We start from the raw sequence: 23,817 nt of genomic DNA, 5'->3' as shown, positions 1-23,817 counted from the left end.
ATGGGGAAACTCCCCGTCCCTACGAAAGTTCTGTGACGGTCCGGGTGGGTTCCGTGAGCACTGAGCAGGCGCTTAAGCTGCGTTCACTCGAACGGTGTGGTTCGTGAAGCGGGGGTGACCCGGCAATGGTGATCGGTGGCTGCCGACGCAGGACGAGTTCTCCCGTGCTCGTCGGCCGTGAGGCGGAGTTACGCGAGCTGCTCGACGGCGCGATGCGCTCGCCGTCGGTGATCATGCTCGAAGGCGAAGCGGGGGTGGGCAAGACCCGGCTCGCCGCCGAACTGCTGGCCTGCGCCGAACTGGCCGGGCGGCCGGTCCTCACCGGAACCTGCCAGCCGCTGCGCGAGCCGTTCCCGTACGGCGTGGTCTTCGACGCGCTGAAGGACATCCGCCCGGTGCGCGAACTCAACCCCGTGACTGGCGTGCTCGCGCCATATCTACCGGAGCTCGCGGCCTTCCTGCCGGAGCCGCCGCCCCGGCTCGGTGATCCGAGGGCCGAACGGCACCGGCTCTTCCGCGCCGTCCGGGAACTGCTCGGTTCGCTGGGCCCGCACGTCCTCCTCGTCGAAGACCTCCATTGGGCGGACGACGGATCCCGTCGCCTGCTGCGGTTCCTGATGACCGACCCGCCCGCAGGCCTGACGCTCCTGCTCACCTACCGGCGCGAAGAGACGCCCGGCGGCATCCCGCTCGGCAGCGCCTATCGGCCTGCTCCCGGGACCGCGCACGCGCTCGTCACGCTCCGGCCGTTGGACCGCGACGGCGTCCAGGCGCTGGTTTCGGCGCTACTCGGCGAAGTGAACGTGTCCGCCGAGTTCGCCGCGCGGCTGCACGAGCGGACCGCGGGGATCCCGTTCGTGGTCGAGGAGATCGTGCACGCGATCGGCGGCGTCGAGGGCGCGGTGCACGCCGACGGCACGACCGCGCGGCATCTGCTCGACACGGTCGAAGTCCCGGCGCTGTTACGGGAAGCGACGGTCGAACACCTCGTCGCGCTGCCGCCTGCGGCCCGGCGGATCGCCGAGGCCGCCGCGGTCCTCGCCACACCGTCCACTTCGGACCTGCTGGCCGCCGCGGCCGCGCTCTCCCCCGAGCGCGCCCGCCGCGCGCTCGTCCTCGCGCTCGAACGCAACGTCCTGGTGGAGACCGGTGAAGGCACGTACGGCTTCCGGCACGCGTACGCCCAGCAAGCCGCGTACCTCACCATTCCCGGCCCCGATCGCCAGGAACTGCACCGGCGGGCCGCGCGGCTGCTGCGCGACCGGCTCCCGCAATCCCTGGTACGGCTGGCCGAACACTGCCGCAAGGCGGGTGACCGGGCCGGTGCCCTGAAGTACGGCGAAGCGGCCGCGGACCAGGCGTCGGCGGTCGGTGATCTCGCGACCGCGACGGATCTGCTCCGCACCCTGCTCGACGAACCGGGCCTGCAACCGTCCGATGTGGACAGACTGGCGGTCAAGTTCAGTTCGGTGGCGTGCAACGGTCTCGCGCAGACCGAGGTCGTCCCGGCACTGGAGCGGCTGCTCACCGACGGCAGGCTGTCCGGACGCCTGAGCGGCGAGGTCCGGCTGGGGCTCGGGCTCCTCCTGGTGCGCCAGGCGGGCGGACTGGAGGCCGCGAGGACCGAGATCGAGATCGCCGTCAACGACCTCGCCGACCGGCCCGACCTGGCCGGACGCGGGATGGGTGTGCTCGCGCAGCCGTGGGTCGGCGCGACCCCGCTGCGGGAGCACCGGCGCTGGATGGACCGGGTGGACGGGCTCATCGAACGGGCCACCGACCGGCGGCTGAAGATCATCCTGCTGGCCAACAACGCGGCGTCGCGGCTGCACATCGGCGACGCACGGGGCTGGGACATGCTGGACCGGGCGCCCACCAGCGTCGGTTCCGCCGACGAACAGCGGCATCTGGCGCGGCTGCACTGCAACAGCGCCGACGCCTGCGCCTGGACGGGCCACCATCGACGGGCCAGGAGCCTGTTGCACAGCGGGATGCAGCTGGCCGCCGACTGCGGGGCGCCGTACGTCGTCAGCACGGCCCGCGCGACGGCCGTCCACACCGACTGGCTCACCGGGAACTGGGACGGCCTCGCCGAACGGGCCTGCGCGCTGATCGACGAGTACCGCGATCTCCTGCCGGTGACCAGCGAACTGTGCCTGGTCCTCGGCCTGCTCGCCGCCGCGCGCGGCGAATGGGACGAGGCCGCCGTCCGGTTCGCCGGCACCGCGGCGGACCAGCCGGAGAACGCGTTCACCCCGGTCGCGATCGCCGCGCACGCCGGGATGGCGGGCATGCTGCTCGCGCAGGATCTCGGCGAGGCCGCCGTCACGCAGGCCGAGAAGGGGCTGGAACTCTTGCGCGCCAAGGGTGTCTGGGCCTGGGGCGCCGATCTGCTGATGGCCGCCGTCGACGCGTACTGCGCCACCGGACGGGACGCCGAGGCGCAAGCGCTGACCGACGAGTTCGAACGGGAGATCGGCGACCTCGACGCGCCTTCGACCCGGGCCGCGCTGGCCGCGAACCGCGGGCTGATCGCGGCGTCCCGGGGCGAGCACGAGGAGGCGATCGAGGCCTTCGAGCAGGCTCGGACCCGGTTCGAGGCCCTTCCCGCGCCGTATCACGCGGCCCTGATCGCCGAACGTGCTGCGCGCTGCCGTCTGGCCCGCAATGAGGACGTCGCCGAGATCTTCGCGGCGCTCGCGGAGACCTTCGACCACCTCGGCGCCACCCGCGACGCCGCGCGCTGCCGCCACGCCTTCCGGTCCACCGGCGCGGTCGCCCCGTCACGGCGCGGCCGCCGCGGCTACGGCGACGAGCTGTCCCCGCGCGAGCGCGACGTCGCCCGGCTGCTGGCGGCCGGGCACACCAACCGGGAGATCGCCGAGGTGCTGTTCCTGTCGCGGCGCACGGTGGAGCAGCACGTCGCGAGTGTCCTGCGGAAGCTGAAGGTGCGGTCGCGGAGCGAGCTGGCGGGGCTGCGGTCGGCGTAGGCACGTCGTGCGGACCGGTGCGGGTGGTCGTGAGTGGCGATTCGGGTTCTAACCCGAATCGCCACTCACGACCACCCGCACCACCGCCTCGGAATTAAATCGGTTGCGGTCGCCCGGAGGGGCCGGGAATGATCGTGCGCGATCCGGCAGGGAGCCGGTGGATGCGACAGGGAGGTGCCTCGTGCTGATGACTGTCCGGGGCCTTGGCCGCCCCCATCCACTCGCCCCTCGCGGCTGAGCGCGGAGCCACGACGCTCGCCCGGTGGGGCATCCCTGATCTAGGAGAACCCACCAGTGCGCAAGCACGATCTCGAAGAGTCCTACGAACAACGTCCCCGCCGTTCCCGTCGTGCCCGTTTCGACGACGAGCCCGCACCCGAGCGCGGCGGACGGCTCACCGAAGCCGAACGCGTCCGGCTCGCCCGGCTGCGTGAGGACGCCTACACCGAAACCGCCATCCCCGACGGCGCCGACCGCTGGAGCACGTGGGGAGACGCGGAGCACGGGCCGCTGCCGCGCCCGGACTGGGTGATCACCGAACTGGCGGCGGTGGACACCGAACTCGGCGTCCTCAAGACCGGCAAGGAGGCGGACGTCCACCTCGTCCGGCGCAACCTGCCCGGCACCGAGGGCGTCGTGCTCGCCGCCAAGCGGTATCGCAGCGGCGAACACCGGTTGTTCCATCGCGACGCCGGCTACCTCGAAGGCAGGCGGATGCGCCGGTCGCGTGAGATGCGGGCGATGGAGTCGCGCAGCAGCTTCGGCCGCAACCTCATCGCCGAACAGTGGGCCGTGGCCGAATTCGGCGCGCTGAGCAGGTTGTGGTCGGTCGGCGCACCGGTGCCGTACCCGGTGCAGCGCGACGGCACCGAGCTGCTGCTGGAGTTCCTCGGCGACGGTGAAACCGCCGCGCCGCGCCTGGCGCAGGTCCGGCCGGAGCCCGACCAGTTGCGGGAACTGTGGTTCCAGACCGCGGCGATGCTGGAACTGCTGGCGTCGCAGGGGCTCGCGCACGGCGACCTCTCGGCGTACAACCTGCTCGTCCACCGTGAGCGGATCATGGTGATCGATCTGCCGCAGGTGGTCGACATCGTCGCCAATCCGGGCGGGCTGGAGTTCCTCGCGCGGGACGTGCGGAACATCGCGACGTGGTTCCACTCGCGGGGGCTGCCGGAGCGGCTGACGGCGGTCCCGGAGCTGATCGAGGAGCTGAAGGAGATCGCCGGTCTCCGGTGACCGTCCACAGTGTCATGACAGGGTCGTTCCCGGCGTGCCGCGCCGGGAACGACCCTTCGTGGAGACCCTGCCCACAATCGGTCCCTCCGGTTGGGAGGCCGGATAACGGTCCGGTACAGTAGTGACAGACCGCAACCGGCGGCGTGGATGAGTTGGTGTCCGTCGCCTCCAAAGCCAACCGAATGGCTCGCGGTATCCGTATCAACCAATTGGCGCGCGGTGTCACGCAGACGCGGTGTGCCGGGTTCGTCCCTGTGAACGCCCATCTGTGCACACCATCTTGCCTTGCCTGCGTGCGGGCAGCCCGGGCCTCCTTGTGACGTGCCACGTCCGAGAGGCATTTGTGACAGTCACGTTCAACTCCGGCCACGTCTCACCGTCGGCGCGTCAGCACCGCAGTAAGCCGCGCACCCGCCCCGCGGGTGACTCGATGCTGCACAACGACGCCGTCGAGAGTGTCAAGGCCACCACCTGGGCGGAGCTCGGCCTTCCCGAGCCGCTGCTGCGGGCTCTGGCCGACGCCGGTATCACCTCCCCGTTCCCGATCCAGTCGGCGACCATCCCCGACGCGCTCTCCGGCCGCGACGTGCTCGGCCGCGCCCAGACCGGTTCCGGCAAGACCCTCGCCTTCGGCCTGGCGATGCTGACCAGGCTCAACGGCGGCCGTGCCCGGCCGAAGCACCCGCGCGCGCTGATCCTGGTCCCGACCCGCGAGCTGGCCATGCAGGTCGCCGACTCGCTGACCCCGCTGGCCAAGTCGCTCGGCCTGTGGTGCCGCACCGCCGTCGGCGGCATGGCCTTCACCCGCCAGGCCGACGCGCTTTCCCGCGGCGTCGACCTGCTGATCGCCACCCCCGGCCGGCTGTCGGACCACGTCCGCCAGGGCACCGCGTCGCTGTCCGACGTCAACTTCGTCGCGCTCGACGAAGCCGACCAGATGGCCGACATGGGCTTCATGCCGCAGGTTCGCGAGATCCTCGACCTGACCCCGGCCCGCGGCCAGCGCCTGCTGTTCTCGGCCACCCTCGACGGCGACGTCGACAGGCTGGTCCGCGCGTACCTGACCGACCCGGTCACGCATTCGGTCGCCCCGTCGACCGCGAGCGTCACCACCATGGATCACCACGTGTTCCAGGTGTCGCACCAGGACAAGCAGGACATCATCACCGAGATCGGCGCCCGCGAGGGCCGCACGATCATGTTCGTCCGCACCAAGCACCACGTGGACCGCCTCACCGAGCGCCTGCGCGAGAAGGGCGTCCACGCGGCCGCGCTGCACGGCGGCAAGACCCAGGGCCAGCGCAACCGCGTCCTCTCGGACTTCAAGGAGGGCTACGCGCCCGTCCTCGTCGCCACGGACGTCGCCGCGCGCGGTATCCACGTCGACGACATCTCGCTCGTGCTGCACGTCGACCCGGCCGCCGACCACAAGGACTACCTGCACCGCGCCGGCCGCACCGCGCGCGCCGGGGCGTCGGGTGTCGTGGTCACGCTGGTCACCCACGACCAGCGCCGCATGGTGCGCCGGATGACCGACCGCGCCGGTGTCCGCGCCGAGCAGACCACGGTCCGCCCTGGCGACGCCGAGCTCGCTCGTATCACCGGTGCGCAGCAGCCCAGCGGCGAGCCGGTCGTCGAGCGTCGCCGTGAGTCCCCGCGTCGCGGCGGTGGCCGTGGCTACGGTGGCGACCGCGGCGGTTACCAGGGCTCGCGCGAGGGTCACGGTCACCGCGAAGGCGGCCGTCCCGGCGGCTTCCGCGGCCGCCCGCGTCGCGGCGAGTCCGGTGGCGGCAGCGGCCGTCCGCAGCGTCCGGGCAACGGCCGCCCGCGTCGCAGCTACGACAGCTGAAACAACTGAAGCCGGTCCTCCCGGCGAGCTAGTGCCCTGAACGGGCCGTTCCTCGCGAATTTCGCGAGGAACGGCCCGTTCATCGCTGTGGGGACCACCACGCCCATCGGGAAACAGCGGATGGGAGACTGCGGGACGTGACTTCTTCCGGCCCCGCTTCCCAGAACCTCCCGCCCGACCAGGTCTTCGACTGGCTCGACGTGGAGGCGGAGAAGCGGGCCGAGGCCGGGCTGGTGCGCAAGCTGCGCATCCGGCAGGCGCAGGAACCGGAGCTGGATCTCGCGGGTAACGACTACCTCGGGCTCGCCAGGGACAAGCGCGTCGCCGGTGCGGCGGCCGCGGCCGCGTTGCGCTGGGGCGCCGGGGCCACCGGCTCCCGGCTCGTCTCCGGCACCACCGAGGTCCACGCCGAACTCGAACACGAGCTCGCCCGTTTCTGCGGCACACAGGCCGCGCTGGTCTTCTCGTCCGGCTTCACCGCGAACCTCGGCGCGGTCACCGCCCTGTCCGGCGCGGATTCCGCGATCGTCACGGACAAGTACATCCACGCCTCGCTGATCGAGGGCTGCCGCCTGTCCCGCTCGGACATCGCCGCCGTCGCGCACAGCGACCCGAGCGCCTTCAAGCACGCGCTCGCGACCCGCCGTAAGCCGCGCGCGCTCGTCGTCACCGATTCCGTGTTCTCCGTCGACGGCGATATCGCCCCGCTGGAGCAGCTCGCCGGTGTTTGCCGCGAGCACGGCGCGTCGCTGCTCATCGACGACGCGCACGGCTTCGGCGTCCTCGGCGAGGGCGGCCGCGGTGCCGTCCACGCGGCGGGACTCTCCGGCGCACCGGACGTCGTCACCACGATCACGCTGTCGAAATCCCTTGGGGCACAAGGTGGTGCGGTGCTCGGGCCGCGCCGGGTGATCAAACATCTCGTGGACACCGCGCGCAGTTTCATCTTCGACACCGGTCTCGCGCCCGCCAGTGCGGCCGCCGCGCTGGCCGCCCTCACCGCGTTGAAGGCCGAGCCCGAGCTGGCCACCAAGGTGACCGACGCCGCCGGAAATCTCGCCATGCAGCTGAAATCCGCGGGTTTCCGGGTCGGTCTCCCGGACGCCGCGGTGATCTCGGTGCAGGCGCCGTCACCGGAATCGGCCGTCGCGTGGGCGGCCGCGTGCGCCGATCAGGGTGTGCGGGTCGGCTGCTTCCGTCCGCCGTCCGTACCCGACGGCATCTCCCGCCTGCGCCTGACCGCGCGGGCCGACCTCACTGAGGCCGACATGGACCGCGCGGTCGGGGTGATCACGGCCGCGGCGCCTCCCGGCGCCACATCGTGATGTGCGGGATCCCGTCTTCCATGAACTCTTCGCCTTCGACCACGAAGCCGTACTTGGCGTAGAAATCCGTCGCGTACGTCTGCGCGTCGAGGACGCACGGCGCGTCGCCGATCCCGGCGAGCGCGGTCTCCATCAGGCGTCCCGCGAGTCCCTTGCCGCGTGAGCGGACGGCCGTGCACACCCTGCCGATGCGGAAGGTGCCGCCGGCGTCCTGCAGCACCCGCAGGTACGAATCGACGGCGACGGAACCCCCGATCCAGAGGTGCCGGGTGCCGGGCAGGAGGTCACGCCCGTCGATCTCGTGATAGGCGCAATCCTGCTCGACGACGAACACGTCCACGCGCAGGCGGAGGATGCCGTGCAGCTGCGCGGCGGTGATCTCGTCACCGGCGACGGACAGCGGGAACGACGAGGTCTCGATGATCGGGGTGTCGGTGGTCACGCCCACTTGTTAGCACATCGGACGTGAAGAAGGCACCGATCAGCCGATCAGGCCCCGGTTCTTCTGCTGGGAGATGTCGTTCGCGAAGTGGGAGACGCGGGTGTAGACGCCGGGTTTGCCCGCCTTCGCGCAGCCTTCGCCGAACGACACGATCCCGATCAGCGTGTCGCCGACCATGAGCGGCCCGCCCGAATCGCCCTGGCAGGCGTCGATACCGCCTTCGGGGTAGCCGGCGCACACCATGTCGCTCGGGTCGTAGCCCGAGTACGCGGTGCGGCAGGTCTTGTCGCTGACCACCGGGACGACCGCGCTGCGCAGGTAGTCCGACCGCGCGCCACCCTCGGAGACGCGGCCCCAGCCGAGGACCGTCGCCTTCGTGCCTTCCTCGTAGAGGCCGGCGTCGCCGTTGTCCGCGACCTTCGCGGGCCGGTACGGCAACTGCCCGCCGACCGTCAGCACCGCGATGTCGTCACCCTTTCCGGGGTCGCCGCTGTAGTCGGGGCTGACCCAGATCCGCGAAACCCGCAGCTCCACGCCGTCCCGGGAGCGCTTGTTGTCCCGCCCCGCCACCACGCGGATATCGGCGCGCTTGACCGCGACCGCGCAGTGCGCCGCCGTCGCGACCGTCGTGGAACTGACGATCACCGCGCCGCAGTACTGGTTGCCGCCGCGATCGGCCAGATAGACCGCGTACGGGTGCTGCGAGACCGAAGCCTTGCCGCCGCCCACGATCCTCGGCTCGGCCGCCTGTTCCGGACCGCTCGCCGAGGTGTCGTCCGCCGCCGCGCTGTTGACCGCGACCGGCACCATCACGGCCGTCGCGAGGACCGCACCGACCGCGAGCAGCAGGGTGCGACGTGACTTCTTGGGCATGTTCTGTCCCTTCACCGGGGCGTACGTACGGTCAAACCCTGGGAAGTCATTCGACTCCAGCGCGTACACGAGCGATCGCGAATACCCTAATCGGAGAAAGCCCGATGCGGTGTCACTGAAACGGGTGGACCTGTGCTCACCGAGCGCATCTGTCACCCTGGACGCCGTGCGGGCTACGGCGACGGTTCTGGCGGCTACGGCCCTTCTGCTCTTTTCGTGTTCGAGCCCGGCCCCGCCCACGCCGACCACTCCCGCGGTGACCAGCACGCCCGCCGAAACCTCTTCGGCGGCAACGACTCCGCCCATCTCCACCCCGCCGCCCGCCCCTGCCTGGAAGGTCGGTGCGAAGCCGCTTCCCTTGAGCCGTGAGGGTTTCGGGCAGATCCTCCCGACTCCTCCCGTGCTGGCGAACCGTTCCCTGCCGACCACCGACCTGCTTCCGCCACCTGCCGGGAACCGGTTCTCGGGCACGGTGGATCCCGTTCCCACCGAGGTTCTCGCGCGCAGCACCTGGCAGGCGGGGTGTCCGGTCGCGGCCGCCGAATTGCGTTATCTCACGCTCTCGTTCTGGGGTTTCGACGGCCGCGCGCACACCGGGGAAATGCTCGTGAACGCGTCGGTGGCGAACGCCGTCGTCACCGTGTTCGGGCAGTTGTTCGCCGCGAAGTTCCCGATCGAGGAAATGCGCGTGACCGCTCCCGCCGAACTCACCGCTCCCCCGACGGGTGACGGGAACAACACCAGCGCCTTCGTCTGCCGTCCGGCGCGCGGCCAGACGAACTGGTCCGCGCACGCCTACGGCCTCGCGATCGACGTCAACCCCTTCTGCAACCCGTACACCAAGGGCGACCTCGTGCTGCCCGAGCTCGCGTCGGCGTACCTCGACCGGGGGAACCGGCGGCCGGGGATGATCACCGCCGGGGACCGGACCGTCGCCGCCTTCTCCGCGATCGGCTGGACCTGGGGCGGTACCTGGACGACGCCGAAGGACCTGATGCACTTCAGCGCCAACGGGCGCTGAAGCGGGAACAACCGCTCGCCGTGACAAGTTGGCTAGAGTCGGAACCACCCGCTCCCCCGCCGCAAAGGAAGACAGCGTGCCCCACTACGACCTGGTGATCGTCGGTACCGGATCGGGTAACTCGATCCTCGACCCGCGGTTCGCGGACTGGAACACGGCGATCGTGGAGAAGGGCACGTTCGGTGGGACCTGCCTGAACGTGGGCTGCATCCCGACGAAGATGTTCGTGCACGCCGCCAACGTCGCGGCCACCCCCGCCACGTCGTCGAAGTTCGGCGTCGACGAGGAGCTGACCGGGGTCCGCTGGCGCGACGTCCGCGACCGGATCTTCGGCCGGATCGACCCGATCGCCGCCGGCGGCCGCGAGTACCGCGTCCAGCACGAGGACAACAAGAACGTCACCGTGTACGAGGGCGAAGGCCGCTTCACCGGGCACAAGGAATTGCAGATCACCTATTCCGACGGCCGTCCGCCGGAGACCATCACCGCCGACAAGTTCGTGCTCGCCGCGGGCGGGCGTCCGGTGATTCCGGACATCCCCGGGCTTGCCGAGACCGGCTACCACACCTCCGACACGGTGATGCGGCTCGACGAGCTGCCGTCGAGCATCGTGATCCTGGGCGGCGGGTACATCGCGGCCGAGTTCGCGCACGTCTTCGCCTCGTTCGGGGTGGACGTGACCGTGGTCAACCGGTCCGGCGCGCTGCTGCGTTCCGAGGACGACGACGTCAGCGCCCGGTTCACCGAGCTGGCCGCGCAGCGGTTCGACGTCCGGCTCGACCGGAAGACCGTCCGCGCGCGCAAGACCGCGTCGGGCGTCGCCCTGGACCTCGAAGGTCCCGAAGGCGCCGAGACCGTCGAGGCCGACGTGCTGCTGGTCGCCACCGGCCGCAAGCCGAACTCCGACCTCCTCGACGTCGCCGCCACCGGGGTGACCACGGGTGAACGCGGGCACGTCGTGGTCGACGAGTACCAGCAGACCGTGGTCGACGGGATCTACGCGCTCGGCGACATTTCTTCGGTCTTCGAGCTGAAGCACGTCGCGAACCACGAGCAGCGCGTCGTACAGCACAACCTGCTGCACCCGGACGAGCGGATCGAGGCCGACCACCGGTTCGTCCCGCACGCGGTGTTCACCTCGCCGCAGGTCGCTTCGGTCGGGCTGACCGAACGCGAGGCGCGCGAGCGTGGCGTCTCGTACGTCACGTCGCATCAGGACTACGCGGGTATCGCCTACGGCTGGGCGATGGAGGACACCACCGGTTTCGCGAAACTGCTCGCCGACCCGGCCACCGGGCAGCTGCTGGGCGCGCACATCATCGGCCCGCAGGCGTCTTCGGTGATCCAGCCGCTGATCCAGGCGATGAGCTTCGGTCTCGACGCGAAGAGCATGGCGCGCGGGCAGTACTGGATCCACCCGGCGATGCCGGAACTGGTCGAGAACGCGCTGCTGAACCTGCCCTTGGACTGACCCTCGCCGCATTTAGTCCGCTGAATGCGGCTCGTCCCGGCCCGATCGGTGACCGTGTCGCGAAAGCCACTTTCAGGACATCAGACGTCGCGAAAGTGGCTTTCGCGACACGTCTCGACCGCAGGGTTCTCCAGGGGGCACATCAGCGACGCGCTACGGCTCCACTGACGTTGCGAAAGCCACTTTCGCAACCTTGAAGGTTGCGAAAGTGGCTTTCGCAACCTGCCCGCCTGCGCCTTAACCCCCCGCATTTAGAGGACTAGACGCGGTCAGACGACGCGGTCGCAGGCGCGGGCCCCGTTCCGCGCCGCGAGCGCGCTCACCGCGTGCATCTCGACGTCCGAGGCGCCCATCAAGACGGCCGAGCGGGCGCCGTCCCCCGAGAACCGCTCGCCCGCCTCGACGTACCGGCGGATCGCCGCCAAGAACTCCTCCCGCGCGGACGCCGCCCCTCCCGGCACCGCGCGGACCCCCGTCGCCCCCTTGAGGACGTCCTTGGCGTCGTCCACCCGCGTCGCGACGTAGTGCTGCCACTTGCGCAGCTCCGTCGCGGCGTCCCCCTTCGGATCCGGCCAGTAGCGCTCGATATCGGCGCCGCTGTCCTTCCACACCCGCACGCACACCCGGTCCACGGCGCGGTAGAACTCGTGCGGCGAGCGCACCTCGGGTGCCCGCTCCGGCACCACGGCGACACACACCGCGGCGAAACACGCCAGAGCCGTCCCGTACGCCAGTCCCTCCACCACGCCGACCCCCAGGACCGAGTTTTTGAACAGGTTCAACTCGATCAGGCTATGGCTCCGCCCCCGGTGGGGTCAAGATGTTTTTTGAACGCGTTCAGACGAAGCGGCGGCGACCGGCCAACGCACCGAAGGTCATCTGCGCGGCGAAGACGGCGAGCATCATGATCCAGGGAACGGTCCAGCCGTGGGTGAGGTCGTGAAGCAGACCGAAGAGGAAGGGCCCGACGGCGGCCATCAGGTAGCCGATGCCCTGCGCCATCCCCGACAGCCGCGCGGTGTCCTCGCCGGTGCGCGCCCGCAGCGCGATCACGGTCAGCGCGAGCGAGAAGACGCTCATCCCGAGCCCGATGAGGAGGCACCAGAGCAGCGGCGACGCGGCGGGCGCGACCATCATGCCGACCATGCCGACGAAACCGGGGACGCCCAGCCCGACGATCCACGGGCTCTGACTCTTGTGCCGCGCGGCCATCGGCGCGACCACGAGACTGATCGGGACGGCGATGAGCGAGATCAGGCCGAGCAGCAGGCCGGAATCACCCTTGCTCACCCCCGCGTCGATCATCACCTCCGGCAGCCAGCCCATCACGACGTAGGCCAAAAAGGCCTGAGTTCCGAAGAAAAGCGTGACCATCCACGCAAGGGGGCTACGCAGGAGCGATCGCCCGCTACCCTGCTTGCCTGCCTCGGCAACGGGCGCACGTCCCGCACCGCGGGCTGCGAGAATCCAGACGAGGAGTGCGAGCACCGCCAGAACCGACCAGGCGCCGAGACCTTGGCGCCAGCCGCCGAACGCGTTCTCCAAGGGAGGGGTGAGCGCGGACCCCAGGGCGCCCCCGCCCTGCAGAGCGGCGGTGTACACGCCGGTCATCATGCCGACACGTGCCGGGAAGGAGTCCTTGATGACGACCGGGATCAGTACGTTCGCCAAGGCGATTCCCGCCGTAGCGACCAGGGTTCCCCCGAGCACGACGTACGGGCCGTCGAGCACGCGCAGCACCAGGCCGACGGCCAGCACCGAAAGCGCGGAGGCGATGGCCGCGCCGATACCGAACCGGCGGGCCAGCAGTGGCGCGGCGAGACCGGCGGCGGCGAAACAGAGGCCGGGAAGCGTGGTGAGCACGCCGGCCCAGGTCGCCGTGGCGCCGAGGTCGTCGCGCATCTCGCCGAGCATGGGCCCGACACTGGTGATCGCGGGGCGCAGGTTGAGCGCCACCAGGATCACCGCGACACCGAGCAGCACGCCGCCGGTGATCACTCCCGGCCGCCACTCCGTTTCGATCGAGCCTTCGAGTTCAAGGCTTTCGTCGAACGGGGCCACGGATTCTCGAGAGTCGACACGCACGTCGGCTAGTATCACATACATAGGATGATTGGATGAAGGGACAACGCTGTGCCATTGGCCACCACGCGCCGTGCCGGCCTGGTCGATCAGGTCATCGAGCAGCTGCGTGACGCCGTCACGCAGGGAGAATGGCCCATCGGTCAGCGGATTCCGACCGAACCGGAGCTGGCAGGACAGCTCGGCGTCGGGCGCAACACCGTCCGCGAGGCCGTCCGCGCGCTCGCGCACACGGGGCTGCTCGAAGTCCGCCAAGGCGACGGGACCTACGTGCGGGCGACGAGCGAGGTCTCGGGCGCGATCCGGCGGTTGTGCGGTTCGGAACTGCGCGAGGTGCTGCAGGTGCGGCGCATCCTCGAGGTCGAAGGCGCCCGGCTCGCGGCCGCGGCGCGGACCGACGAGGAGGTCGCCGAGCTCAAGGAGCTGCTCGAACGCCGCAACGCCGAGCTGCGCGAGGGCCATTGGGAGGATTTCGCCCGCCTCGACGCGGAATTCCACTTCGCCGTCGTCCAAAGTGGACATAACACCCTGCTGACCGAGATGTACCGCGGGCTCACCGAGGTGATCACGGCCAGCGTGGCCGCCACCTCGAACGTGACGCCGGGGCGCGAGTACCTGCCGGAGATAGGGCATGAAGGCCTCGCCGAGGCCATCGCCGACCGCGACGCCGACCGGGCAGCCACCGAGGCGTGCGGTTTCCTGGACGAACTCCTGGCCAGGGTGGAGCAGGACGAGAGCTGACCTTCAGCGCGTGAAGGCCCCCTTCCCTCGGCTGAGCCGAGGGAAGGGGGCCTTCACGCGCTGCGGGCGCTTACGGCAGCGTCAGGATCTCGGCGCCGTCCTCGGTCACCACGAGGGTGTGCTCGAACTGCGCCGTCCACTTCTTGTCCTTGGTGGTGACGGTCCAGTCGTCGGCCCAGATGTCGTAGTCGATCGTCCCGAGGGTGATCATCGGCTCGATCGTGAAGGTCATCCCCTGCTCGATCACCGTGTCGACCGACGGCTCCTCGTAGTGCAGCACGGTCGGCGCGGTGTGGAACGCCGGGCCGACGCCGTGGCCGGTGAAGTCACGCACGACGCCGTAGCCGAAACGCTTCGCGTAGGACTCGATGACGCGGCCGATCACGTTGAGCTGCCTGCCGGGGCGGACGGCCTTGATGGCGCGCATGGTCGCCTCGCGCGTGCGCTCGACCAGCAGCCGCGCCTCCTCGGAGACGTCACCCGCCAGGAACGTCGCGTTGGTGTCGCCGTGGACGCCGCCGATGAACGCGGTGACGTCGATGTTGCAGATGTCGCCGTCCTCGATCACCGTCGAGTCCGGGATGCCGTGGCAGATCACCTCGTTCAGCGAGGTGCAGCACGACTTCGGGAACGCGCGGTAGCCCAGCGTCGACGGGTACGCGTGGTTGTCCAGCAGGAACTCGTGGATCACCTTGTCGATGTCGTCGGTGGTCGCACCGGGTTTGACGGCCTTGCCGCCCTCCTCGAGCGCCTGCGCCGCGATCCGGCCCGCGACCCGCATCGCCTCGATGACCTCGGGCGTGCGGACCCCGTTGCCCGTGTCGCGTTTCGGCGCCGGCCGGTCGACGTACTCGGGACGGGCGATGCTGGCGGGGACGACTCGCCTCGGCGTCTGGACACCGGGCTTCAAGGGTGAGCGAACGGACATGAGCCCAGCCTACGACCTGACGGCTAGCCGAGCCCCGCCAGGAAGCGCTGGGCGGCCTCGACCGCGGGCCTGGACGTTCCGGCGTCGGTCGTCAGCACCGCGAAGGCCAGGTCGCCGGTGTAGCCGACGAACCAGCCGTGCGAACGCGTGCCGTCGCCGAACTGCGCCGTGCCGGTCTTGCCCCGGACGTCCGCCAACGGCTTGAGCAGCGTCGCCGTGCCGTCGGTGACGACCTCGCGCATCATCCCGCGCAGCGCGTCGAGCACCTCCGGCTTGATGGGTTTGCCGAGCCCGGACGACGTCGTGGTCATCCCCCGCACCAGCGTCGGCACCGGGACCTTCCCGGACTGGACCGTCGCGGTGGCGACCGCCAGCCCGAACGGGCTCGTCACGACGGTCCCCTGGCCGAACCCGTTCTCCGCCCGCTGCGCGACGGTGTTCGCCGGCGGGACCGAACCGGTGATCGTGGTCAGGCCGGGGATCACGAAGTCGGCGCCGACGCCGAGGTCGCGCGCGGCGTCGGTCAGCGCGGCGGGCGGCAGGTCGGTCGCGAGTTTCGCGAACGTCGTGTTGCAGGACTTGGCGAACGCCGTGGACAGCGGGACGACGCCGAGCGCGAACTTGCCCTCGTTCGGCACCGTCCGGTTTTCGAACGTGGCCGTGCCGGGGCAGTCGACGGGGCTGTCCGCCCGCACCGAACCCGCGGTCAGCCCCGCGACGGCGGTGGCCATCTTGAACGTGGAGCCCGGCGGGAACCGGCCGGTGAGCGAGATCGCGCCCTGCGGGTCGGCAGGGGCGTTCTGCGCCACCGCCAGCAGTTCGCCGGTCGACGGCTGGATCGCGACCAGCGCGGAGGCCGTCGGGACCGGGGCGAGCGCCCGCTCCGCCGAACCCTGCGCCTTCACGCTGAGCGTGCTGACGACGGCGGGCGCGGGCTTGGGGTTCTCGGAGTGCAGGTCGGTGATCTCGCCGCCGCCCGTGTCGAGCGTGACGACGCGCCAGCCCGCCGAGCCCTCCACCTGGTCCTCGACGAGCGACCGGACCGCGGGCAGCACCTGCTTGCCGAAGTTCTTGTCGTCGGGCAGCAGCCTTTCCTGCTGGCTGAACCGGACGCCGGGCAGGTCGTAGATCTCGGGCTTCACCTCTTGGTAGCTGTTCGCCCGCAGGCTCACCACCGGATAGCCGGAGCCGGGTTTGAGCGTCTTCACCCCGTCGCGGATCGACTGGCCGGTCACCGACGCCTCGAACCGGTTGAGCGCCGCGCCGAGCTTGTCGGTGACGGCCACCAGGTCGCCCGCCTTCGCCGGGTCGAGCACCACGCTGACGACCGTCTGCGGCCGCAGCAACGGCATCCCGTCCCGGTCCAGCACCGGCGCGAGATCCGGCGGATCGGCCTTCAGCGCGATGCTCTGCTGGGCGGCGAGCTGCGGGTGGAGCGCCGTCGGCAACCAGCGCACCTTCCAGCCGTCCTGCGTGGAATGGACCTGCGCGTCGGCCTTGTACGTCCAGGTCCGGCCGCGCGGCAGCTTCCAGGTGAGCTGATAGGTCGCCGTCCCGTTGTCCGCCCCGGACGAATGCCGGACCTGCTTGTCCACGACGGTGATCGACTCGGGCGAAAGCGCTTTCCGAGCCAGGTCCAGCGACGCGCGCGCGGCCTCCGGCGAATCGGTGAACGAGGCGGCGGCGGTGACGTCGCCGGAAGAGAGACCGCCGAGGAAGCCCGAGATGGCGTCTTCAGGACCGGAATCGGCGAAGAGGCCGCACCCGGCGGCCGAGAGGCCCACCACCCCCGCGAGCACGACGACGGCGACACGACGACCTGCAGGCATGCACCGGATCCTGCCAGCCCCGGCCCCGTCCGGCCGGACGCGACACGGTCTAGAACAGAACCGTCGCGTACCGGCCGACCTGCTGGAAGCCGATCTTGCGGTACGCGGCGAGCGCCGGGCTGTTGTAGGCGTTGACGTACAGGCTCGCCGTGCGGCCCATCCCGCGGACGAGCCTGGTCACCACGGACGCCGTCCCGGCCGTGCCGACCCCGCCGCCGCGGCGTTCCGGATGCACCCAGACCCCCTGGATCTGGCCGACCGTCGAGGACATCGCGCCGATCTCGGCCTTGAAGACGACCTCGCCGTCCTCGAACCGGGCGAACGCGCGGCCGCCGGCGATCAGCTCGGCGACGCGGGCGCGATACCCGGCGCCACCGTCACCGTTGCGCGGGTCGACGCCGACCTCCTCGATGAACATGGCGATCGCGGCCGGGAGGTACCGGTCGAGTTCCTCCGGGCGCACCGCGCGGACCAGCGGATCGGCCGCGACGGACGGGATCCCGTCGAGCGCCAGTAGCGGCTGGTCGTGCCGGACTTCACGGGCGGGGCCCCATTCCGGCTCGAGTTCGTCCCAGAGCCCCAGAACCTGCTCGGCCGGGCCGACCAGTGACGAACAGGTGCGCTGACGGCGCAGGGCGCGATCGGCGAAGGAACGCAGAGCGGAGGCGTTGCCGCGCAAGGGGATCAAGTTCGGCCCGGAGAAGCACAGGCCTTGGAGCCTGCCCGCGCGAACGGGGCGGGAATCCGCGGCCCAGAGCTCACCACCGAGCCGCCAGGGGTCGAGACCCGCCGTCTCCACCCTGGCACTCACCATGCAGCTGCCGACCGGGTCTGTGGCGAGCGCGGCACGGACCGCGGGATAGTCCCGATCATCGAGCAGCCGTGCACCTGCAAGCCGCAACACCACTCCAGGGTGCCAGATCGGCGGCGTAAACGGAACGCAAGCTTCACGACACGCTGAGAGAACTTCGGCAGGTCGAGATCACCACGCCGGGAAAGGTCCGTTCCCGGCGTGGTCTCGACCACTCAGCCGACGGTGACGGTGGGCTCGCCCTCGCCGATCGTCTGGCCCGACTCCTCGGCGATGCGCATGGCCTCTTCGATCAGCGTCTCGACGATCGCGTGCTCGGGCACGGTCTTGATGACCTCGCCCTTCACGAAGATCTGGCCCTTGCCGTTGCCCGAGGCGACGCCGAGGTCGGCCTCGCGCGCCTCGCCGGGCCCGTTGACGACGCAGCCCATGACCGCGACGCGCAGCGGGACCTCCATGCCCTCGAGCCCGGCGGTGACCTGCTCGGCGAGGGTGTAGACGTCCACCTGCGCGCGGCCGCACGAGGGGCAGGAGACGATCTCGAGCTTGCGCTCCTTGAGGTTCAGCGACTGCAGGATCTGGATCCCGACCTTGACCTCTTCCACCGGCGGCGCCGAGAGCGAAACGCGGATGGTGTCACCGATGCCCTGGCGCAGCAGCGCGCCGAACGCGACGGCCGACTTGATGGTGCCCTGGAACGCCGGGCCCGCCTCGGTGACACCGAGGTGCAGCGGGTAGTCGCACTGCTCGGCGAGGATCTCGTACGCGCGCACCATGACCACCGGGTCGTTGTGCTTCACGGAGATCTTCACGTCGTAGAAGTCGTGCTCGGCGAACAGCGACGCCTCCCACAGCGCCGACTCGGCCAGCGCCTCCGGGGTCGCCTTGCCGTACTTGTCCATGATCCGCTTGTCCAGCGAACCCGCGTTGACGCCGATCCGGATCGGGGTGCCGTGATCCTTCGCGGCCCGCGCGATCTCCTTGACCTGGTCGTCGAACTTGCGGATGTTGCCCGGGTTCACCCGGACCGCCGCGCAGCCGGCCTCGATCGCGGCGAAGACGTACTTCGGCTGGAAGTGGATGTCGGCGATCACCGGGATCTGCGACTTCTTCGCGATCGCGGGCAGCGCCTCGGCGTCGTCCGCCGACGGGCACGCGACGCGGACGATGTCACAGCCCGCAGCGGTCAGCTCGGCGATCTGCTGCAGGGTCGCGTTGACGTCGGAGGTGAGCGTGGTGGTCATCGACTGCACCGAGATCGGGTGCTCGCTGCCGACGCCGACCGGCCCGACCTGCAGCTGTCGGGTCTTGCGACGCTCGGAGAGGACGGGAGGAGGAAGCGCTGGCATACCAAGAGCGACAGTCACGCCCTCAAGCGTACCTACCCCGATCGGCGGACATCCACGACGTCAGCCGTCACGGTGAGCAGCATTACCTGGGCAGCGCAACGATGCTGACAGCGCGCTCCCCCGCCGTCCTCCCGCGTCACTGGAACAGCTTGACCGGGTTCACGATGTCGGCGGTGACGGTGAGCAGGGTCACCGCGCCGCCGATGAAGACGAGCACCATCGTCACCGCGGAGAGCTTCGTGTAGTCGACCGGTCCGCCCGCCGCCTTCCCGCGCAATTTGCGGAACCAGTCCCGGACCCGCTCGTACCAGACGACCGCGATGTGCCCGCCGTCGAGCGGGAGCAGCGGCAGCAGGTTGAACACGCCGATGAAGAAGTTCAGGCTCGCCAGCAGGAGCACGAAGATCTCCCACAGACCGCGCTCGGCGGCCTCGCCACCGATCCGGCTGGCGCCGACCACGCTGACCGGGGTGTTCGGGTCGCGCTCGCCGCCGAAGATGGAGTCCACCACCGCCGGGATCCGCGACGGGAACTCGATCAGCCGCTTGGCGGTCTCGGAGAACATCGTGCCGGTGAAGGAGAACGTCGCCCCGACCGCGTCGACCGGGCCGTAGCTCAGCAGCGGCGGCGCGGTGTTCTGGATCGGCGAGGCGCCGATCATGCCGACGTCCTTGACCGTGGTGTTGTTGGAACCGTCGGCGACCAGCCGCTGCACGCGCGGCACGTCGACGGTCAGGTTCAGCGTCTGGCCGTTCCGTTCGACCACGAACGGCGTCGGGCCACTGGCGACCTGGACGGCGGCGAGCATCTCGCGCCAGGTCTTGATCGGCTTGCCCGCGACGGAGACGACCTTGTCGCCGGCCTGGAGACCGGCGGTTTTCGCGGGTGTCGGGGCGCCGAGCGGGCAGGCCGTGTCGTTCAGCTGCTCCACGGTGGTGGCCGGACGAGCACACGACGTGGCGCTGATCACGGCCTCGGTGGGCGCGGCCTGCGCGGCCGGATTCGGCAGGCCCATGGTGACGGCCATCAGGTACAGGATGATGAACCCGAGGATGAAGTGCATCGCCGAACCCGCCGACATGACGACGGTGCGCTTCCAGGTCTTGAAGCGCCACATCGCGCGCTTCGACTCTTCAGGGGTGACCTCGTCGAGCGCGGTCATGCCCGCGATGTCGCAGAACCCGCCGAGCGGGATCCACTTCATGCCGTACTCGGTCTCGCCGCGGCGGAAGGAGAAGATCGTCGGCCCGAAGCCGATGAAGTAGCGCCGGACCTTCATGCCGAAGGCTTTCGCCGCCCACATGTGGCCGGCCTCGTGCAGCGCGACGGACAGGCAGATGCCCAGCGCGAACAGCACGATCCCGAGAATGAAGACCACGCGCTACTTCCCCTTACCGATCAGCGCACCGGCACGCGCGCGAGCCCAGCGCTCGGCAGCTAGTACGTCATCAACGTCGCGAGGTTCACGACGCCATTCGTCGGCGGCTTCCACCACCTGGGCAATAGTGTCCACAATCGAGGTGAAGCCGGTGTTCTGTGCCAGGAACGCGGCCACCAGCTCTTCGTTCGCCGCGTTGTAGACCGCCGGGACGCAGCCGCCGACGGTCCCGGCGTGCCGCGCCAGCTCGACGGCGGGGAACGCGTCGTTGTCCAGCGGCTCGAACGTCCAGCTCGCGGGCTTGTCCCAGACACAGGCGGCCGCGGCGCCGGGCACGCGGTCCGGCCAGTGCAGGGCGAGCGCGATCGGCAGCCGCATGTCGGGCGGGCTGGCCTGGGCGATCGTCGAACCGTCCACGAAGGTCACCATCGAGTGGATGATCGACTGCGGGTGGACGACCACGTCGATGCGGTCGGTCTCGATGTCGAACAGGAGTTTCGCCTCGATCAGCTCCAGCCCCTTGTTGACCAGGGTGGACGAGTTGATCGTGATGAGCGGGCCCATCGACCAGGTCGGATGCGCCATCGCCTGGTCGACCGTGACGTCCGCCAGCTCCTCGCGCCTGCGCCCGCGGAACGGGCCGCCGGACGCGGTGAGCACCAGCCGGGCGACCTCGGACTCACGGCCGGCGCGGAGGGCCTGCGCGATCGCGGAGTGCTCGGAGTCGACGGGCACCAGCTGGCCGGGCTTGGCCGCGGCCAGGACCAGGGGGCCGCCCGCGATCAGCGACTCCTTGTTGGCCAGCGCGAGCGTGGCGCCGGTGGCGAGCGCACGCAGGGTCGGCGGAAGCCCCTGGGAGCCCGGGAGCGCGTTGAGCACGACGTCGACCGGGGTGGCGTCGATCATCTCGACGACCGCGTCGGCCCCGGCGAAGATGCGCGGGAGCTTGAAGTCGCCGCGGTTGTAGCCGCGCTTCTGCGCCTCGGCGTACAGCGCGAGCTGCAGGTCTTCCACGGCCGTCGGCCTGCTGATCGCCACGGCGTCGACCTGGTGCGCCAGGGCCTGCGCGGCCAGCGCGGCGGGGTCGGAGCCGCCCGCGGCGATCCCGGCGACCCGGAACAGCTCCGGGTTACGGGCCGCGACGTCGAGGGCCTGGGCGCCGACCGATCCGGTCGAACCGAGCACGAGCACACTTCGCGAGGTAGTCATCGGGGCTCATTGTCGCTTGGGGCCCGTCGGGCGCGTGCAGCCAGGTGTGGGATCATTCGCGGGCAAGCGAACCATCGGGTTTTGAGGAGTTGATCGTGGCGAGCAAGGCGGTCGAAAAGCGCGGCCGGGTGGGCGTCGACACCGTTGACCCCCGCGACGAGCCGTCGGCCGAGTGGGGCTGGCACGGTTCCTTCCCGAAGGCGACGCGGATCGCGGGCTGGCTGACCGCGATCATCCTGCTGGTGATGCTGTACGGCAACCACCACGGCTGGACCGAGAACCTGTGGCTGATCGGCCTGTCCCTGCTGCTCGTGTTCGGCCTCGTGCTGGACATCCGCAAGCAGCGCACGGCCTGGCGCAAGTAGCTTCTCCACGGCTCAATGGCCCCTGTCCACCTTCGTGGTCAGGGGCCATCGGCCGTTCTGGGACCACAACTCGCCGACGATCTTGACCGCGTCGCCCGCCTCGACCCCGTAGCGATGCCGGTACTTCGCCGCCGGCCGCTGGACGACCGCGGCGACCTCTCCGATGGCGACGTTGTTCCACGAATCGTTCGGGTAGAACTGCCGCATCACGGCGAGGAACCGGCCGGTCGCCCAGACCGGATCGGTCCGCTGCTCGAAGCTCCCCCAGCTCGCGCGCTGCTGGAAGAGCCCGACCGAGTCACCGAGACCGCCGTCGAGGTTGGCGATACTCGACTCGACGATCACCGTGGCGATCGCGATGGCCGCCGCGCGATCGTTGAGCCCCGATCTCTGGACCGTCTCGACGATCACTCTGGCGCACGAGGTGTTGTACGGGTTCATGTAGCCGCGCATCTTGGTGACGAGCTGCTGGTTGAGGCTTTTGGCCGCGTCCGCGTCGTCCGTCGTCGCGCCTGCCTGGACGCACGGCAGGGCGACGTGCTCGACCTGGTCCGGGCGGATCTCGGTGGGCGGGAGCAGGGCGAGGGAAAGGGCGAGGTACGCGGCGGTGAACATGCGGCTCCAGGTGGTCGTGAGTGGCGATTCGTGTTCTAACCCGAATCGCCACTCACGACCACCTGGACCGCGCGCCCGCGTGAACGGCTACCCGACGACCATCCTTTTGGGTTAGGTTCCCCCTCATGAAGCTTCGCTGGGGTGTCACCGCTGTCGTTTCCGCTCTCGCCGCCGTCCTGCTGCCCGGTGTGGCCACCGCCACGCCCGCCCCGGCGTCCCTGCCGATCGTGCGCTGCGAGTTCACCCCGACGCCGGAAAACCCCGCGGCCCGCCCGGTCCTGCGCCCGCTCCCCTTCGCGTTCACGCGCGGCACCATCGACGTCACTTTCCGCTTCAACTACGGCCCGGTGACCGTGCGCCTGAACCGCGCGGGCGCCGCTCCCTGCGCCGTCCACAACCTGGCGAGCCTGGCGCTGCAGCGTTTCTACGACCGCAGCCAGTGCTGGCGCCTGACGAACTCGTCGCGCCTCGGAGTCCTTCAGTGCGGCGATATCTACGAAGCCGAGAAGGGCGGGCCGGGCTACAAGTTCCCGGACGAGGTCGACGGCACCGAGACCTACGAACGCGGCACCATCGCCATGGGCAACCAGGGCCCCGGCACGAACGGCAGTGAATTCTTCATCGTGCACTCGTTCGCGAACATCCCGAAGAACTACTCGGTGATGGGCAAGGTCGTGCGGGGTATGGAGGTGCTGGACCGGATCGTGGCGAACGGCATCATCCCGACGGATCCGAACGGTCCTGCCGACGGGCTGCCCGCGAAGCCGGTGAAGATCCAGAAGGCGACCGTGGGTTCCTGATCGTTCAGACTCGCGAGTCGCCGGATTCGACCAGGAGCCCGAGGAACTCGGCGAAATCACGGGCGACCCGGCGGGGAACCCGATCTTCGTCGAGATATACGACGGATGGCTCAGCATCGCCATCGCATTCGCGATAGTCGAGCATGACCGCGTCGTGCCCACCGGAAGGCATGTCGAAGAGGACGATCCCGATATCCGGGTACCCCCACTCCGCGATCATGTCCTTGCTTCCGTGTCCGCCGTTCGAGTCGATTCCCCGGGCGCCGCCGATTCCGATCAGCGATCGCACCTCGAAATGATCGTCCGCCCACGAGGTAGGGAACGACGTCGGACACCGCCTGCGCCGGAGGAACCCGCCGTTCGTCCGGCGCAGGACGTCCAAATAGGACGACGGGAGGCGATACCCGAGTCGTTTCTCGGTCTCAGCGATCAGCGCATCGTCGACAGGTGGGCCGGTGAACATGTCTTCGCTTGCGAACGGTTCGACCACCGCCTTCCTCCCC

At 70.1% G+C, this 23,817-nt stretch carries 21 protein-coding genes; 9 read left to right on the top strand and 12 right to left on the bottom strand.

The window, feature by feature from the left end:
- The first annotated feature begins 164 nt into the window (after positions 1-164).
- The 4 genes from NQK81_RS37495 (at position 165) to NQK81_RS37480 (ending at position 7,400) form a co-directional block, all read left to right on the top strand.
- Positions 165-2,990 (top strand): ATP-binding protein, encoded by a 2,826-nt coding sequence (locus tag NQK81_RS37495; protein WP_257485253.1) that lies wholly within the window; start codon positions 165-167, stop codon positions 2,988-2,990.
- Positions 2,991-3,284: 294 nt separating this feature from the next.
- Complete coding sequence (locus NQK81_RS37490; RefSeq protein ID WP_257485252.1) at positions 3,285-4,226, top strand: serine protein kinase RIO; 942 nt, start codon at positions 3,285-3,287, stop codon at positions 4,224-4,226.
- A gap of 343 nt (positions 4,227-4,569) precedes the next feature.
- Positions 4,570-6,075, top strand: a complete 1,506-nt coding sequence (locus tag NQK81_RS37485; RefSeq protein ID WP_257485251.1) for a DEAD/DEAH box helicase — start codon at positions 4,570-4,572, stop codon at positions 6,073-6,075.
- 137 nt (positions 6,076-6,212) lie between these two features.
- The gene (locus tag NQK81_RS37480; protein ID WP_257485250.1) at positions 6,213-7,400 is read left to right on the top strand and encodes an 8-amino-7-oxononanoate synthase; all 1,188 of its coding nucleotides are present in this window, start codon (positions 6,213-6,215) and stop codon (positions 7,398-7,400) included.
- Here the strand turns inward: NQK81_RS37480 and NQK81_RS37475 are convergent.
- Together NQK81_RS37475 and NQK81_RS37470 are read right to left on the bottom strand one after the other, a co-directional pair.
- The gene (locus NQK81_RS37475) at positions 7,366-7,848 is read right to left on the bottom strand and encodes a GNAT family N-acetyltransferase (protein WP_126736046.1); all 483 of its coding nucleotides are present in this window, start codon (positions 7,846-7,848) and stop codon (positions 7,366-7,368) included. The two genes, NQK81_RS37480 and NQK81_RS37475, sit on opposite strands and share 35 nt — an antisense overlap.
- 33 nt (positions 7,849-7,881) lie before the next feature.
- Positions 7,882-8,715, bottom strand: coding sequence for a S1 family peptidase (locus NQK81_RS37470; RefSeq protein ID WP_257485249.1), 834 nt, complete (start codon positions 8,713-8,715; stop codon positions 7,882-7,884).
- A 256-nt stretch (positions 8,716-8,971) separates the two neighbouring features.
- Here NQK81_RS37470 and NQK81_RS37465 point away from each other — a divergent pair, with 256 nt between their 5' ends.
- Complete coding sequence (locus NQK81_RS37465) at positions 8,972-9,736, top strand: M15 family metallopeptidase (protein WP_257485248.1); 765 nt, start codon at positions 8,972-8,974, stop codon at positions 9,734-9,736.
- Between the two features lie 76 nt (positions 9,737-9,812).
- Positions 9,813-11,207, top strand: a complete 1,395-nt coding sequence (locus tag NQK81_RS37460; RefSeq protein WP_257485247.1) for a mycothione reductase — start codon at positions 9,813-9,815, stop codon at positions 11,205-11,207.
- A gap of 269 nt (positions 11,208-11,476) precedes the next feature.
- Here the strand turns inward: NQK81_RS37460 and NQK81_RS37455 are convergent, their stop codons facing one another.
- On the bottom strand, positions 11,477-11,989 hold the full coding sequence (locus tag NQK81_RS37455; protein WP_257485246.1) for a hypothetical protein: 513 nt from the start codon (positions 11,987-11,989) through the stop codon (positions 11,477-11,479).
- A 55-nt stretch (positions 11,990-12,044) separates the two neighbouring features.
- Positions 12,045-13,292 (bottom strand): CynX/NimT family MFS transporter, encoded by a 1,248-nt coding sequence (locus tag NQK81_RS37450; RefSeq protein ID WP_257485245.1) that lies wholly within the window; start codon positions 13,290-13,292, stop codon positions 12,045-12,047.
- A gap of 48 nt (positions 13,293-13,340) precedes the next feature.
- Between NQK81_RS37450 and NQK81_RS37445 the strand changes: the two genes are divergently transcribed.
- The gene (locus NQK81_RS37445; protein ID WP_257485244.1) at positions 13,341-14,030 is read left to right on the top strand and encodes a FadR/GntR family transcriptional regulator; all 690 of its coding nucleotides are present in this window, start codon (positions 13,341-13,343) and stop codon (positions 14,028-14,030) included.
- A gap of 70 nt (positions 14,031-14,100) precedes the next feature.
- Here NQK81_RS37445 and map read toward each other — a convergent pair whose 3' ends face one another.
- The 6 genes from map to dxr all read right to left on the bottom strand — a co-directional run bounded on the left by map (position 14,101) and on the right by dxr (position 21,534).
- Complete coding sequence (gene map / locus NQK81_RS37440) at positions 14,101-14,958, bottom strand: type I methionyl aminopeptidase (protein ID WP_126736051.1); 858 nt, start codon at positions 14,956-14,958, stop codon at positions 14,101-14,103.
- Positions 14,959-14,981: 23 nt separating this feature from the next.
- Positions 14,982-16,787: a penicillin-binding transpeptidase domain-containing protein gene (locus tag NQK81_RS37435; protein WP_257485243.1), complete on the bottom strand. Its 1,806-nt coding sequence runs from the start codon at positions 16,785-16,787 to the stop codon at positions 14,982-14,984.
- A 49-nt stretch (positions 16,788-16,836) separates the two neighbouring features.
- Complete coding sequence (locus tag NQK81_RS37430) at positions 16,837-17,691, bottom strand: GNAT family N-acetyltransferase (protein WP_126736053.1); 855 nt, start codon at positions 17,689-17,691, stop codon at positions 16,837-16,839.
- Positions 17,692-17,813: 122 nt separating this feature from the next.
- Positions 17,814-18,965 (bottom strand): flavodoxin-dependent (E)-4-hydroxy-3-methylbut-2-enyl-diphosphate synthase, encoded by a 1,152-nt coding sequence (gene ispG / locus NQK81_RS37425; RefSeq protein WP_167373562.1) that lies wholly within the window; start codon positions 18,963-18,965, stop codon positions 17,814-17,816.
- 118 nt (positions 18,966-19,083) lie between these two features.
- Positions 19,084-20,325, bottom strand: a complete 1,242-nt coding sequence (locus NQK81_RS37420; protein ID WP_257485242.1) for a M50 family metallopeptidase — start codon at positions 20,323-20,325, stop codon at positions 19,084-19,086.
- Between the two features lie 3 nt (positions 20,326-20,328).
- Positions 20,329-21,534 (bottom strand): 1-deoxy-D-xylulose-5-phosphate reductoisomerase, encoded by a 1,206-nt coding sequence (dxr, locus tag NQK81_RS37415; RefSeq protein ID WP_257485241.1) that lies wholly within the window; start codon positions 21,532-21,534, stop codon positions 20,329-20,331.
- Between the two features lie 95 nt (positions 21,535-21,629).
- Between dxr and NQK81_RS37410 the strand changes: the two genes are divergently transcribed.
- Positions 21,630-21,899, top strand: a complete 270-nt coding sequence (locus NQK81_RS37410; RefSeq protein WP_126736056.1) for a DUF2631 domain-containing protein — start codon at positions 21,630-21,632, stop codon at positions 21,897-21,899.
- Between the two features lie 12 nt (positions 21,900-21,911).
- Here the strand turns inward: NQK81_RS37410 and NQK81_RS37405 are convergent, their stop codons facing one another.
- Positions 21,912-22,514, bottom strand: a complete 603-nt coding sequence (locus NQK81_RS37405; RefSeq protein WP_257485240.1) for a hypothetical protein — start codon at positions 22,512-22,514, stop codon at positions 21,912-21,914.
- 125 nt (positions 22,515-22,639) lie between these two features.
- Between NQK81_RS37405 and NQK81_RS37400 the strand changes: the two genes are divergently transcribed.
- Entirely contained in the window at positions 22,640-23,314 is a 675-nt protein-coding gene (locus NQK81_RS37400) for a peptidylprolyl isomerase (RefSeq protein WP_257485239.1), read from the top strand.
- A gap of 4 nt (positions 23,315-23,318) precedes the next feature.
- Here NQK81_RS37400 and NQK81_RS37395 read toward each other — a convergent pair whose 3' ends face one another.
- Entirely contained in the window at positions 23,319-23,804 is a 486-nt protein-coding gene (locus NQK81_RS37395) for an SMI1/KNR4 family protein (protein WP_257485238.1), read from the bottom strand.
- Positions 23,805-23,817: the final 13 nt, after the last annotated feature.

The sequence above is a fragment of the Amycolatopsis roodepoortensis genome (assembly GCF_024628825.1).
Classification (GTDB): domain Bacteria; phylum Actinomycetota; class Actinomycetes; order Mycobacteriales; family Pseudonocardiaceae; genus Amycolatopsis; species Amycolatopsis roodepoortensis.
Note: the sequence above shows the minus strand (reverse complement) of the source record. Positions and strands in the feature narration are given on the sequence as shown.

Excerpts from the sequence above, each read along its gene's own strand:
- NQK81_RS37470 (WP_257485249.1), bottom strand. The coding sequence starts at position 8,715 with ATGCCCAAGAAGTCACGTCGCACCCTGCTGCTCGCGGTCGGTGCGGTC.
- map (WP_126736051.1), bottom strand. The coding sequence starts at position 14,958 with ATGTCCGTTCGCTCACCCTTGAAGCCCGGTGTCCAGACGCCGAGGCGA.
- NQK81_RS37435 (WP_257485243.1), bottom strand. The coding sequence starts at position 16,787 with ATGCCTGCAGGTCGTCGTGTCGCCGTCGTCGTGCTCGCGGGGGTGGTG.
- dxr (WP_257485241.1), bottom strand. The coding sequence starts at position 21,534 with ATGACTACCTCGCGAAGTGTGCTCGTGCTCGGTTCGACCGGATCGGTC.
- NQK81_RS37405 (WP_257485240.1), bottom strand. The coding sequence starts at position 22,514 with ATGTTCACCGCCGCGTACCTCGCCCTTTCCCTCGCCCTGCTCCCGCCC.
- NQK81_RS37400 (WP_257485239.1), top strand. The coding sequence starts at position 22,640 with ATGAAGCTTCGCTGGGGTGTCACCGCTGTCGTTTCCGCTCTCGCCGCC.